This window comes from Halomonas sp. A020 (assembly GCF_027943625.1).
GTDB classification, from domain to species: Bacteria; Pseudomonadota; Gammaproteobacteria; order Pseudomonadales; family Halomonadaceae; genus Vreelandella; species Vreelandella piezotolerans.
Genome location: NZ_AP022850.1, coordinates 1,828,944 through 1,841,614, shown reverse-complemented (window position 1 = coordinate 1,841,614; position 12,671 = coordinate 1,828,944). Strand labels below are relative to the sequence as shown.

The 12,671-nt window shown below is 57.9% G+C and carries 14 protein-coding genes; 8 read left to right on the top strand and 6 right to left on the bottom strand.

Annotation, left to right across the window (positions count from 1 at the left end; genetic code table 11):
* Nucleotides 1–380 precede the first annotated feature (380 nt).
* The 4 genes from FRH_RS08630 (at nt 381) to zigA (ending at nt 3,340) form a co-directional block, all read left to right on the top strand.
* Nucleotides 381–743 (top strand): helix-turn-helix transcriptional regulator, encoded by a 363-nt coding sequence (locus tag FRH_RS08630; protein WP_176558260.1) that lies wholly within the window; start codon nt 381–383, stop codon nt 741–743.
* 213 nt (nt 744–956) lie between these two features.
* A complete protein-coding gene (locus tag FRH_RS08625; protein WP_153843489.1) occupies nt 957–1,571 on the top strand; it encodes a class I SAM-dependent methyltransferase in 615 nt (204 codons plus the stop codon).
* Nucleotides 1,572–1,690: 119 nt separating this feature from the next.
* Nucleotides 1,691–1,966: a TIGR03643 family protein gene (locus FRH_RS08620; RefSeq protein WP_153843488.1), complete on the top strand. Its 276-nt coding sequence runs from the start codon at nt 1,691–1,693 to the stop codon at nt 1,964–1,966.
* Between the two features lie 147 nt (nt 1,967–2,113).
* Nucleotides 2,114–3,340 (top strand): zinc metallochaperone GTPase ZigA, encoded by a 1,227-nt coding sequence (gene zigA, locus FRH_RS08615; RefSeq protein ID WP_219862785.1) that lies wholly within the window; start codon nt 2,114–2,116, stop codon nt 3,338–3,340.
* An 87-nt stretch (nt 3,341–3,427) separates the two neighbouring features.
* On the opposite strand, the gene FRH_RS08610 is transcribed toward zigA, so the two are convergent.
* The 6 genes from FRH_RS08610 to FRH_RS08585 all read right to left on the bottom strand — a co-directional run bounded on the left by FRH_RS08610 (nt 3,428) and on the right by FRH_RS08585 (nt 9,483).
* Nucleotides 3,428–4,741, bottom strand: a complete 1,314-nt coding sequence (locus tag FRH_RS08610; protein ID WP_139528383.1) for a TRAP transporter large permease — start codon at nt 4,739–4,741, stop codon at nt 3,428–3,430.
* Nucleotides 4,741–5,247 (bottom strand): TRAP transporter small permease, encoded by a 507-nt coding sequence (locus tag FRH_RS08605; RefSeq protein WP_139528382.1) that lies wholly within the window; start codon nt 5,245–5,247, stop codon nt 4,741–4,743. The genes FRH_RS08610 and FRH_RS08605 overlap by 1 nt, the downstream gene beginning before the upstream one ends.
* Before the next feature lie 60 nt (nt 5,248–5,307).
* Complete coding sequence (gene dctP / locus FRH_RS08600; RefSeq protein ID WP_139528381.1) at nt 5,308–6,306, bottom strand: TRAP transporter substrate-binding protein DctP; 999 nt, start codon at nt 6,304–6,306, stop codon at nt 5,308–5,310.
* A gap of 151 nt (nt 6,307–6,457) precedes the next feature.
* The gene (leuD, locus tag FRH_RS08595) at nt 6,458–7,096 is read right to left on the bottom strand and encodes a 3-isopropylmalate dehydratase small subunit (protein WP_281998085.1); all 639 of its coding nucleotides are present in this window, start codon (nt 7,094–7,096) and stop codon (nt 6,458–6,460) included.
* A complete protein-coding gene (leuC, locus tag FRH_RS08590; RefSeq protein WP_281998084.1) occupies nt 7,093–8,526 on the bottom strand; it encodes a 3-isopropylmalate dehydratase large subunit in 1,434 nt (477 codons plus the stop codon). Before leuC ends, leuD begins: the two co-directional genes overlap by 4 nt.
* A gap of 153 nt (nt 8,527–8,679) precedes the next feature.
* Nucleotides 8,680–9,483, bottom strand: a complete 804-nt coding sequence (locus FRH_RS08585; protein WP_281998083.1) for a GntR family transcriptional regulator — start codon at nt 9,481–9,483, stop codon at nt 8,680–8,682.
* A 147-nt stretch (nt 9,484–9,630) separates the two neighbouring features.
* Between FRH_RS08585 and FRH_RS08580 the strand changes: the two genes are divergently transcribed.
* The 4 genes from FRH_RS08580 to FRH_RS08565 all read left to right on the top strand — a co-directional run bounded on the left by FRH_RS08580 (nt 9,631) and on the right by FRH_RS08565 (nt 12,667).
* Nucleotides 9,631–10,050 (top strand): nuclear transport factor 2 family protein, encoded by a 420-nt coding sequence (locus FRH_RS08580; RefSeq protein WP_281998082.1) that lies wholly within the window; start codon nt 9,631–9,633, stop codon nt 10,048–10,050.
* Nucleotides 10,047–10,964 (top strand): oxaloacetate decarboxylase, encoded by a 918-nt coding sequence (locus FRH_RS08575; protein WP_281998081.1) that lies wholly within the window; start codon nt 10,047–10,049, stop codon nt 10,962–10,964. The genes FRH_RS08580 and FRH_RS08575 overlap by 4 nt, the downstream gene beginning before the upstream one ends.
* A 65-nt stretch (nt 10,965–11,029) precedes the next feature.
* The gene (locus FRH_RS08570; RefSeq protein WP_281998080.1) at nt 11,030–11,698 is read left to right on the top strand and encodes an isochorismatase family protein; all 669 of its coding nucleotides are present in this window, start codon (nt 11,030–11,032) and stop codon (nt 11,696–11,698) included.
* A gap of 15 nt (nt 11,699–11,713) precedes the next feature.
* A complete protein-coding gene (locus tag FRH_RS08565) occupies nt 11,714–12,667 on the top strand; it encodes a polysaccharide deacetylase family protein (RefSeq protein ID WP_219862771.1) in 954 nt (317 codons plus the stop codon).
* The last annotated feature ends 4 nt before the right edge of the window (nt 12,668–12,671 follow it).

Sequence of the window (12,671 nt, the reverse complement as noted above, 5' to 3'; positions counted from 1 at the left end):
GCTACCTTAAAGAGCATTGTCCGTCCTTGTTATTCATGCCAATGGATACCACCTGAACCATAGTGTTCAACAGGGATGTCTTTTAATGACTTAACGTACGGCAGACATCTCATCTCTTGCTCTTCCAGCCAACACTTCAAACAATAACGCTTATGGCCATTACTATACGGCCTTTAAGTTTTAATGAATCTCACCACGTTTTTATTTTAGATGATCAATTTAAATAGATTTAACTTTGTTAGTTATCGCCTTTCAGTACGCGTTGCAAAAAAAGCAGATGATGCCACTCATTATCAACCTGCGAAGGTGATATTCAACCTAAACAGTCCTTCATGTCAATAGGCCGTTCCCCAACCATTCAAGGTTATATGGAGGACCGTGTGAATAAAACCGAACAGAAACGGCTAGCTAGCAACATCGGCAGAGCCATCGCCAAACAGCGAATACGCAGCCAGTTGACCCAAGAAGAAGTAGCCGAACGCCTTGGGGTTGGCAACGAAGCCGTTTCTCGAATCGAGCGAGGGCGAGTTATTCCCAATATTATACGCTTATTAGAATTAGCCGAGATATTCAACTGCGAAGCAGCGGAGCTTTTAGGCCAAGCCAGTATTCATGTCGATGATCAAACACACCGAATTAAAGCGTTATTAGCTCCATTAAAACAACGTGATCGAGAGTTGATGTTAGAACTCGTAGAGAGCTTGGCCATACGTTTTCAACAAGACGAATCGACCGAAAAGTAGCCTCACGCCCAACGAACACCTCTTCGGATATCGCCACATCGCTTGGCGTTTGTCGTGGAATGCGCGTCATGTTTCCAGCGTTTTGGAGCTTATCAACGCTTCGTGCTATAGATACTGGACGGAGTAGCTATTGAGCACCTTATGCAGTGCGCATGATCCATACCCAGCATGACGCAACCTCTGCGCTAGCCCAACCGTCTCTTGAGGGGCCCTATGCTGAATACGACGACCTGGAATCGCCTTCGCTATAGTGCCTATGCACCTTTCTATGATGCGGTCGTATCGCGAGCGTTACGTCGTCCACGGCGTGTCGCGCTCAGCCACGTCGACTGGGAGCCCGGTATGCGCATTCTTTTGGTGGGCGCAGGAACGGGCTTGGACCTTCCCTTCATACCCCATGGGCTAGAAATACACCTGACCGACCTTACACCTGGTATGGTCCGACGCGCCAGCGCCAGGGCCGAGCGTTATCAGCGAGATGTGGCTTGCCATGTCATGGATGCCACTCAACTGCTCTATCCCGATGAGCACTTCGATGTCGTCGTCATGCATCTGATTTTGGCGGTGATGCCCTGCCCCGAGCAGGGACTGACCGAGGCCTACCGTGTGCTTAAGCCCGGTGGGCAGCTGTGCGTTATGGATAAGTTCCAACCCGATGACCAACCGTCGGGCTGGGGACGACGCGCAGTCAACATCCTTACCTCCTTCATCGCAACCGATATCACACGGCAAGCCACGCCCATGCTCCAACACGCAGGTTTTCGTATTCAGCGCGACGAACCGGTGCTCATGAGCGGCCTCTTCCGCGCACTGCTTGCAGTGAAATAAGTGAGCGAAATTGCTAGCCATCAACAAAACTCTATACAATAAAATATCAATGTATAGATTTTGCACATAAACCGACATAGCATGACTGTCCTGCTTCATGTCACCGACGAGGACGCGCCATGCCTAAAGCGGCGGTCAAACGCTTTCGCTGCCTACCTGAGGATGAACAATCACGCGTCATCGAAATGGCCTGGGAAGACCGCACACCTTTCGAAGCCATCGAGCGGCTCTTTGGATTGGACGAATCCGATGTGATCGAGGTGATGCGTCACCAGATGAAGCCAAGTTCATTCCGCCTATGGCGCAAGCGGGTCACGGGCCGCACGACCAAGCACCGAGCCCTGCGTTCGCCCGATGTCATGCGTGGCTACTGCCCTACTCAATACAAGCGCTAAGCTTTTCTTCTCACCGCTGCCTAATGCCTCTCATTTCACTGGCAAAGTCGCCGTGCCGCCCACGTTCATGTCGCCATGACAGGATATGTTCAGCCGCCACTAAGTGTTATATTATCACATAACATATAAAAGTGAGAGGACCTATCCGTGTCTGCATTTTCTCCCCTGCCCGTGACCGTGCTTTCAGGCTTCCTGGGTGCCGGTAAAACCACCGTGCTCAATCATATTCTCGCCAATCGCGAGGGCCGACGTGTTGCGGTGATCGTCAACGACATGAGCGAGGTCAATATCGATGGTGCACTGGTGCGTGGCGGGCCTGGCGAGCCGACGCTGGATAGCGACGTCGCCTTGAATCGCTCGGAAGAGCGCCTCGTCGAGATGAGCAATGGCTGTATTTGCTGCACCTTACGCGAGGATCTGCTGGTGGAGGTGAGCCAACTGGCCCGTGAAGGGAAGTTCGATTACCTGGTCATCGAGTCCACGGGCATCTCCGAGCCGCTGCCCGTGGCAGAAACCTTTACCTTCGAAGACGAAAGCGGCCAAAGCCTTTCCCAGGTCGCAAGACTGGACACGCTGGTCACCGTGGTCGATGGTGCCAACTTCCTGGCCCTGTATCAGGAAGCGCAGAGCCTGGCCGAGGCGGGAGAAAGCCTGGGCGAGGACGATGAGCGCAACGTTGCCGACCTGCTGGTAGATCAGATCGAGTTTTGCGATGTGCTGCTGATCAGCAAGACGGACTTGATCAGTGAGACTGAACTGGCGTCATTGAAAGCGATTCTACGCTCGCTCAACCCGGAGGCCGAGCTGGTGCCCATCACCCAGGGCGGTGTCCCGCTGGACAAGGTGCTGGATACCGGCAAGTTCGATTTCGAGCGCGCCCAGCAGGCGCCCGGCTGGCTCAAAGAGATGCGCGGAGAGCACGTACCGGAAACCGAAGAGTACGGCATTGGCAGCTTCGCCTACCACGCCCGCCGCCCCTTCCACCCGCAAAAATTTCACGACCTGCTGAATGCCGAGTGGTTCGGCAAGGGCCTGCTGCGCTCCAAAGGCTTTTTCTGGCTGGCTACTCGCCCCCGCTACGCGGGCCAGTGGAGCCAGGCAGGCGGCATTGCCCATCACGGCCCTGCCGGGGTGTTCTGGAAGGCCATCCCGGAAGCCAACTGGCCGGAAGACCCGGAATACCGCCAGTTCATTCTGGAGAAATGGCAAGAGCCATTTGGCGACATGCGCCAGGAGCTAGTGTTCATTGGTCAGAACATGGATCAATCCCGCATGCGTGCTGCGCTGGATGAGTGCCTGCTGAGCGAAGCAGAGTTGCTGGAAGGCATGGAAGCGTGGAAGCAGCTCCCGGACCCCTTCCCTGCCTGGGAATAAACGCACGCCGCCCACCAAGCGTTCCCCAAAACAAAAGAGAGGCAGCCGCCTCTCTTTTGCGATGATCTTACGCTCCCCTGATATCGTTCACTGCAGCAGGCTGGGTAGCCAGGTCGCCAGCCCCGGAAACACGACCAGTACGGCCACCAGCAGCATCGAACAGAGAATGTAGGGGATCGCCGCCGAGTAGATTTCGCGCATGGTCGTCCCTGCGGGCGCCACACCCTTCATAACGAACAGCAGTAGACCCAAAGGAGGCGTCGAGAAACTGATCTCCAGCGCCAGCAAGACTACGACGCCAAACCACACCAGATCGAATCCCAGCGCCTGCGCCAACGGGAAGAAAATCGGCACGGTCAGCATCATGATGGAAATCTGCTCCATGAACGTGCCCAGTACCAGAAGCACCGCAAACATTGCCAACAACATCAGCAGAGGCGATAGGTCGAAGCCGGTCGCCCAGGCAATCAGTCCCCCCGAGGCTCCCGAGAAGCCGAGCAGCTGGCTGAACGTGGCCGAGCCGAACACGATCAGGTAGGCCATCAGCGTGACTTTCAAAGCGCCGGTCACGGAGAGTTTGAACGCTTCCCATGTCATGCAGCGGAAGATGAACGCCAGGATGATGACGCCCAACGCGCCAAACGCAGCGGCTTCAGACGGAGTGGCAAAACCAATCAGCATTAACGCAACGATAATGACCATGACACTGAGCATGGGCAGGATGTCAGTCACGATCAGCTTCAGCTTCGCCGCCATCGGCACCGGTTCGAGTTCGTAGTTCGGCGCCGCTAGCGGATCCAACGTCGTTTGAATGAAAATAGTAGCAATGTAGAAGCCTGCCAGCGTTAGTCCCGGCAGGATACCGGCAATCAGCAAAGCGCCGATATCCACTTTTGCCAATGTCGCTAACAGTACCGCAAGCGCGGAGGGTGGAATAATGATCGCTAAACCACCGGTTCCCAGGATCGGGCCAATGGCCATTTTCTTTTTATAGCCACGGCGCTGCATTTCAGGCACCAGTAACGATCCCATCAACGCCGTAGAGCCCATGGAAGAGCCGCTTAACGTGGAGAATGCCGTACCGCCCACGACCGTGACGTACGATAAACGCCCCGGCACTTTACCCATGAGTTGATCGACGGCATTGAACATTTTCATGCCCAAACCGGTTCGGAAAAACAGCTCCCCCATTAACAAGAACAGCGGTATGGGCACTAGGTTGAAACTCGACAGTGCACCAAACCCGTTATTGAGCATCTGTAGGATGCCCGCTTGCCCCCCCATGAAGTGCCATGCACCAATGACGTTAGCGGCTAAAAAGGCTAGGGCGATAGGGGTGCCAATCGCCATAAAAAGCAGAATGAGCGAGAGTAAAAAGGCGAGCGCAAAGTACCATTCCATTATTCTTTAATCCCCGCTTCGCCACTATGAAGAATGTCTTGACCCACGACAAAGCGGCCAAACTCGATTGCCATCAACGTAAAACTGATAGGAAATACAACCGTCAATATCCACTTAGGCACGAAAAAGGCGCGTACGTCATAATCGTTACGCTCTATATTCATCATGACCAAGTCCAACCCCTTCCACGCCAACACACCGCACACCACGACGCACAGCAGTGACACGCCCCTGCTGAGCACATTTAGCACGGCCGGCGGCAGCACCGAGGTAAGCAATTCGATGTGAACGTGCCCTTTTTGGCGTACCAGCCACGGCGCCCCCAAGAGCGTGAGGTAGAACATGGCGTACTCGGTCGACAGAAAGAACCAAGCCGACGGCTGGAGCCCTAAGTTACGAATGACCACCGAGAGCACCACGGCCACCATCAGCCAGACAAGCATGATGGCGGCGAGCAGAGCCATGCCGTTAAGCAGCAGCAGATAGCCGCGTTGTGCGTAGCGCATAAGACACCCTGGAAAATAGCCACAACATGGGGCGCGCGATGGCTCGGCGCCCCCTAGGTGTTATAGATCGTTGAATTTTTCGATCAGCGTATCGTAGTGCTCGAGGCCCATCGGGTGACGCTCCATCTGGCGACGCATGCGCTCCCAGGTCGCATCTCGGGCAGCATCGGAGAAACGCTGAGCCGCTTCGCCTTCCAAGGTAACGACCTGCATGCCATCGGCTTCCAACTGTGCCTGCTGCTCATCGGCCAGCGCCGCCAATTGTTCGGCGCTCTCACGCTCGTGCTCGATGGCGACCTCCTGCAAGATTTGCTGGGACTCTTCGCTGAGTTGGTTCCACTTGCTCAGGTTGACGATCACGCCCATGTCCGTGGAGAAGAAGGCAGGATCGACCCGGTAGTTGAGGAAACGATCCCAGTTGAGATCCTTCAGGCCGATCTGCGTCCAGCCGGTGGCATTGACCACGCTGCGCTCCAGGGCCGCGTAAACGTCGGTCGTCGGCAGGCTAATCGGCTGCGCTTTTAAATAGTCCTGAAAGAAGGCGTCGTAAACGGGGTTACTGCGCAGGCGCAGCCCCGAAATACTGAGGTTGCCCTCTTCGTCCAGGCTCGGCTCGTCAATGGTGTAAAGGTTGTAGCTGACCCCGCTGTCGAACCAGCCCAAGTAATAAGTCCCCATTTTTTCCTGGTGGATCTGGTTGAGAAGGTCGATACCGCCATTCTCACGGGCATAAATGGCATTGGTATTGGACGCGACCATGGCATCCCGCTCGGGCACCGTGCCGGCATAGAAACTGGCGGCGGTGTAGGCCATGTCCACCACGCCATTGCGCACTGCGTCCGGCTGCTCGGAAAGCCCGATGACCTCGGGGCCGCCACGCACGTTGATCTGCACCACGCCTTCACCGCGCTCATTCACTTTATCTACAAATTCCAAAAAGCTTTGGGTGTAAATCAAGGAGGGAGGAAAGGCGTGGACGGCGTTGATTTGGTCCACTGCCAAGGCATGGGTCGAGGCCAGCGCCGTGAGCATGCCCAACGTAAGGGTTACTTTTTTCATGTGTGTCTCCTGCACAAGGTGATCTGTTGTAGCGGTTATTGTGTTGATCTACTGCCTAAAACCATTGTTGCAAGCGTGCGTCGTGTTGTTATCGGTCCGTCATGTTAGGCGCGGGGTGGCTGCTCTGACGGCAGCTTGACCCGGGGCAATGTTATCCTCTGCTGATGATCTCGTCACTGGGCGGCGCCGGCGCTACCCATGGGAACTGCTGTTCGTAATCCGCGGCGAACGCATCGATCTTTTCAAGATGCTGGCGAGTCATATCGATATCGTCCCAACCGTTCAGCAGCTTGGTGCGCCACACGGCAGAGACACTAAAGGGTACGTTCAGCTCGCCGACGCGAATCTGCTGCGCTTCCAAATCCACCACGATAGGCGCAGGCGCCTCGGCCAGGGCCTGCAACAGCTGTTCGGCGACCTCTTCCGTTACGACGGCGGGCAGCAAGCCATTGTTGACGGCGTTGGACGCGAAGATATCGCCAAAGCTCGGCGCCACGACGCAGCGAAAACCATCGTCCACCAGCGCATAGACAGCCGCCTCGCGGGAAGAGCCGGCGCCAAAGTTGCGTCGACTGACCATGACTTCCGCCTGGCTCGCCATGGGGTGATTGAGCATGACGTTCGGCACTTGCTGGCCCTGTTCATCATGGCGCACGTCATACAGTAGAAACTGCCCGTACCCCACGCTGCGTGGCTCCTTCATGAAACGGGCAGGAATCAACTGGTCGGTATCGACGTTCGCGGCGGGTAACGCCACCCCCAGGGTATCCAGGATGGTGATGGGTTTCATGATGGCTCTCCAGAGGCGCGGGGTGAGGAGGAAGCAAGCTGGCGTACGTCAGTCAGCCGCCCGCTGATGGCCGCCGCGGCGACCATGGCGGGCGACATCAAATGGGTACGCGCGCCCGGGCCTTGGCGTCCTTTGAAGTTACGGTTGGTAGTCGACGCACAGCGTTCGCCGCTGGCCACCAAGTCACCGTTCATGCCCACACACATGGAACAGCCGGAGTGGCGCCACTCCAGTCCCGCCTCGATGAAGATACGGTCCAAGCCCTCCGCTTCCGCTTGCGTTTTCACCAGCGTCGAGCCGGGGGATACCATACCGGGCACGCGGCTTTTGCGGCCAGCCAGCACGGCGGCGGCGGCACGCAAGTCTTCGATCCGGGCATTGGTGCAGGAGCCGATGAAGACGCGGTCGATGGTGATATCGGTGAGCTTTTGCCCTGCCACCAGGCCCATATAAGCTAGGCTCTCCTGGGCCTGGCGCGCTTTGGACGGGTCATCCAATTGAACAGGATCGGGCACGTGCTGATCAATGGGCAGCGCCTCTTCCGGCGAGACGCCCCAGGTCACCGTAGGGGCGATCTCGTCGGCATTCAGCACCACTTCCAGATCGAACGCCGCGTCAGGGTCGCTGCATAGCGTCGCCCAGTGTGCACAGGCCTGCTCGAAAGCCTCGCCCTTCGGGCACCAGGGGCGCCCACGCAGGTAGTCGAACGTCGTTTGATCCGGGGCGATCATACCGCAGCGCCCGCCCCCTTCGATGGAGAGATTGCACAGCGTCAGCCGCGCTTCCATGGAGAGCCCCCGAATCGCCTCGCCTGCGTACTCGATGGCATAGCCGCGGGCGCCGTCGGCTCCCAGTTTGGCAATCCAGGTAAGGGCGATATCCTTGGCAGTGATCCCTTCCGCCAGCTGGCCCTCCACTGTAATACGCATCACCTTGGGCTTGCTCTGCCACAGGGTTTGGGTGGCCAGCACATGGGCCACTTCTGACGCGCCAATCCCGAAAGCAATACTGCCGAACGCCCCGTGGGTGGCGGTATGGCTGTCCCCGCATACCATCACCATGCCGGGCTGGGTAAGCCCTTGCTCAGGGCCTAGTACATGTACGATGCCCTGGCGTGGGTCGTCCAGGCCAAACAGCGTCACCCCGTGCTGTCGCGTGTTATGGCTGAGCTGCTCGATCATCGAGCGCACCTTGGCGTCGGCCACGCCGGCAAGGTCTCGTGCCTGGGTGGGCACATAGTGGTCGGCAATGCCAAAGGTCAGGTCGGGTCGGGCGACGGGCAACTGTCGTTCACTCAACTTGTTGAAGGCATGGAACGACCCTTCATGGACAAAGTGACGGTCTACCCACAGCAGGCTTTGGCCGCTGTCGCTGCGATGCACTTCGTGGGCTTGCCACACCTTGTCGAATAGCGTCTTGGGGGAACTCATTGTCGTCACTCGTGGCCTCAGTGCGCCCTACCAGGCTTGTCATTGTTACCCCAATACAACTAGCGCAGTTATCCAGCACAGGTCAAATGTATTTTTTTAAATTTTGAATCTGTATTAAATTTAATACATTAAAAGCAGAGAAAAAGTGCCCACTTACCCCTCGGTTTGGGTGGGTCCACCGCCCACGCGTGGCTCCCAGTACCGCGCATCATCATCACCGTTGCGTTCGAGATCGATCTGGATCCGATAACGGTCGGGCCGATACAGCGCCTCCAGGTGCTCTACTCCGCGACCCTGCTCATCGAATACCACGCGGGTCAGCGAGATCAGCGGTGAGCCTACGGTGACATCCAGCGCTTGGGCCACGTCATGGCTCGCCAGCGTGGCCGAAATGGATTGCGACGCATGGTCCACCTTCACGCCGCTGCGCTCCAGCAGGACGAACAGCGGCGTATTGGCCAGGTCCATTTCGTTGTAGTGCAGCGCGATGGCTTCCGGCACATGGGTAATCAGATGCGAAAACGGTTTGCCATCGATCATCCGCACCCGTACCGAACGCTGCACCTTGCCGCCCTTGGCCATGCCCAGCCGCTCGCGAATCATCTCCGGGGGCGGAATGTAGGCAAACTCCAGCAGGCGTACCTGAGACGCTTGGCTCATCTTGACCATGTTGGGCATCAGATTGGAGACACTGGCCGTCATCACCGTGGCATCCAGCGGCTGCTCCAGCACCACGGTTCCCACCCCTGCCTTGCGAGCCACCAACCCAGCGGACTGCAGCGCCTCCATGGCTCGCCGAACGGTCACGCGGGAAACGCCGTGCTGTTCGGCCAACTTGTTTTCGCCCGGCAACTTGCTGTCGACGGGCAGCCTGCCGCTGAGAATGGCATCTTTCAGCAGCAGGTAGATCCGGTGCGATTTGGTCCCACCCACCGCCGAGGACTGTGCATCACTCATTCACGCCCCTCCAGGGTATGCATCAAAAAATATTCACATCAGGCTTGACGCGAGAACAACAATAGACATAAAAATGTATTAAATATAATACATATAAAACACCGTATCAGCATACCGCATTGGCCATATCAACAAGAGTAATGCGCCGTGAAGAATACGCAATGCCTCGATGTTCATCCCCATGACGTGCAGCAGGTACTGACGTTTCTGGACGCCATGGAAGCACGCGATCTTGCGCTTGCCCAGCGCTGTCTGGCCGAGCATGTCGTCATGCAGTTTCCGGGGGCGCCCGCCATGCATCAGCTCGACGACGTGGTGGCGTGGGCCCGACAGCGCTACCGCCGCGTCAGTAAAACCTTTCATGCCGTGAACCACTGTTTGACGCCTCGCCAAAGCATCGTCGTTTGCCACGGCGAGCTGGCCGTCGAGTGGTTGGATGGCAGCACCAGCGACAGCGTGCGCTTCATTGACCGCTTCGAATTAACCGATGGACTGATTACCCGCCAGGATGTCTGGAACGACCTGGCGCTGGCGCAACCCACCCCCCACATGACGAGACCGCTATGACACGCCAACCCAATGTTTCCCACCAGGCTTCCTCCCCCTTGGCGCACCAGCCAGCCCAACTGAAACAGCACGTGAACGACAGCAGGATCGTCGTGGCCCCCGGCGTCTTCGATGCCCTCGGCGCATCGCTTGCCGAGCAAGCAGGCTTCGACACCGTCTACCTGTCGGGTGCCAGTCTGGCCTACACCCAATTGGGCCGCCCGGACATTGGCCTGCTCAGCATTACCGAAATTTGCACCGCCATGTCGCACATTCGCGAGCGCACGCAGCTTTCGGTGGTGGTGGACTGCGACACCGGCTTCGGCAACGCCATGAACGTGATGCGCAGCGTACGCTTGCTGGAGCGCGCAGGCGCCAATGCCATTCAGCTGGAAGACCAGACCTACCCTAAACGCTGCGGCCACCTGCGTGGCAAAACGCTGGTCTCCAAAGGTGAAATGGTCGGCAAATTGCATGCCGCATTGGACGCTCGGGAAAGCGACAGTACGCTGATCATCGGCCGTACCGATGCACTGGGTGTCGAAGGCACCGACAGCGCCATCGAGCGCGCCCAGGCCTACTATGAAGCGGGCGTCGACATGCTGTTCATCGAAGGCATTCGTAGCGACGAAGACATCGGCAAGATCATGGCACAGTTCAAAGGCAAGGTGCCCATCATGGCCAACATGGTCGAAGGCGGCGATACACCGCTGAAAAATGCCAAGGCCCTGGAAGCGCTGGGCTTTTCGCTGGTGATCTTCCCCGGCGCACTGGTGCGGGCGATTACCCATATGGCCAGCCGTTTCTTTGCCACGCTGAAAGAGGATGGCACCACCGATGCCTTCCGTGACCAGATGCTCGATTTCAAACAGCTCAACGACTACCTGGGCACCCAGGCGATGCTCGAGCTGGGCGAGCAGTACGACAATCGCTAGCGCTCGTTCATCGACACGTGGCGACCAGTGACCCGTGCCGCCAACCAATAACGATTCAGGAGACGATGATGCAGACCACCGATAAAACGGCAAAAGAGATCTTTCACGAGGTCATGGCCAACCCGCAGCGAGTGCCCTTCGGCTTTGGCAAGAAAGCGGTGCTGGTCAATGTGGACCCGCAAAAGGCCTACACCCGCACCGACCTCTTCAAGACCGCCTACGAAACCGACCCCAAACAGCTGGAGTATACGAACCAGTTGGCGCGTGGCTTTCGGGAGAAGGGATGGCCTGTGGTCTGGACTCACGTCGCCTTCCTAGACTCCGCAGAAGATGCGGGCGTGTGGGGCACCCGCACCGATACTCCCGACTCGCTGCAAAACATCAAGTACGGCTCCGAGCGCGCCGAGTTCGACGAGCGCTGCGAGATCGACCGAACCCGCGACGTGATCTACACCAAGCGCATGCCTTCAGCCTTTTTCGAAACGCCGCTGCAGTCACTGCTGGTATGGCATCAGGTCGACACGGTGATCATCACCGGTGGCTCCACATCCGGCTGCATCCGCGCCACTGCCGTGGAGAGCCTGTCCCGCGGCTACCGCACCATCGTGCCCATGGAGTGCGTGGCCGACAAGCACGAGAGCTACCACTACGCCAACCTGACCGACCTGCACCTCAAGTACGCCGATGTCATGCCCGTGGCTGACGTGCTGGCGTGGCTCGAGGGCGATGCATAAGGCGAGGAGCCCACGATGAAAGAGTCACTTGGCGTTTACGACTACTGGGCCTACGACCAGCGCCCGAAAATCACTTGGCCCGGCGGCGCGAAGGTAGCCTTCTGGGTGGCCCCCAATATCGAGTATTACGAGATCGACCCGCCGCAGAACCCGAGCCGCAAGCCGTGGCCGCACCCCCACCCGTCGGTGCCCGGCTACAGCATTCGCGATTACGGCAACCGGGTGGGCCATCAGCGCCAAATGGCCCTGCTGGACAAGTACGGCATTCGCGGCTCGGTGTCGCTATCGACGGCCCTCTGCGAGCATCACCCCGAGATCATCCAGATGTGCAAAGAGCGCGACTGGGAGTTCTTCAGCCACGGCATTTATAACACCCGCTACACCTACGGCCTTAGCGAAGACCAAGAGCGGGCGATGATCCGAGACAGTATGGAGACCATCCATCGCCATACTGGCCAAGCCTGCGCGGGCTATCTGGCCCCTGCGCTCTCCCATTCGGAACGCACGCTGGACCTGTTTGCCGAAGTGGGCGAGGAGCTATTCGGCGAGCAAGGCGGTGTTTACACCTGCGACCTGTTCCACGACGACCAACCCACGCCGGTCAGCGTGCGTTCAGGCAAGCGGTTCATCTCGATGCCCTACTCGCTGGAGATGAACGACACCATCGTCTACGCGGTGAACAAAGTGGAGCCGCGCCAGTACGCCACCATGCTCAAGCGCCACTTTGACCGCCTGTACCTGGAGGGCGCAGAGTCCGGCACGGTGATGTGCATTCCCACTCACAATTACCAAGTGAGCTGCCCCCACCGAATCAAGGCGTTTGAAGAGGCACTGGAGTACATCACCGGCCACCCGGATGTGTGGGTCGCCACGGGCCGCGAGATTGCCGATTACTACTTGGCCCACTATTACGATTCCGCCCTCGACAGTATCGCGGCCCAGGCCGCCACCGCAGGCAAACAGGGATAACGCT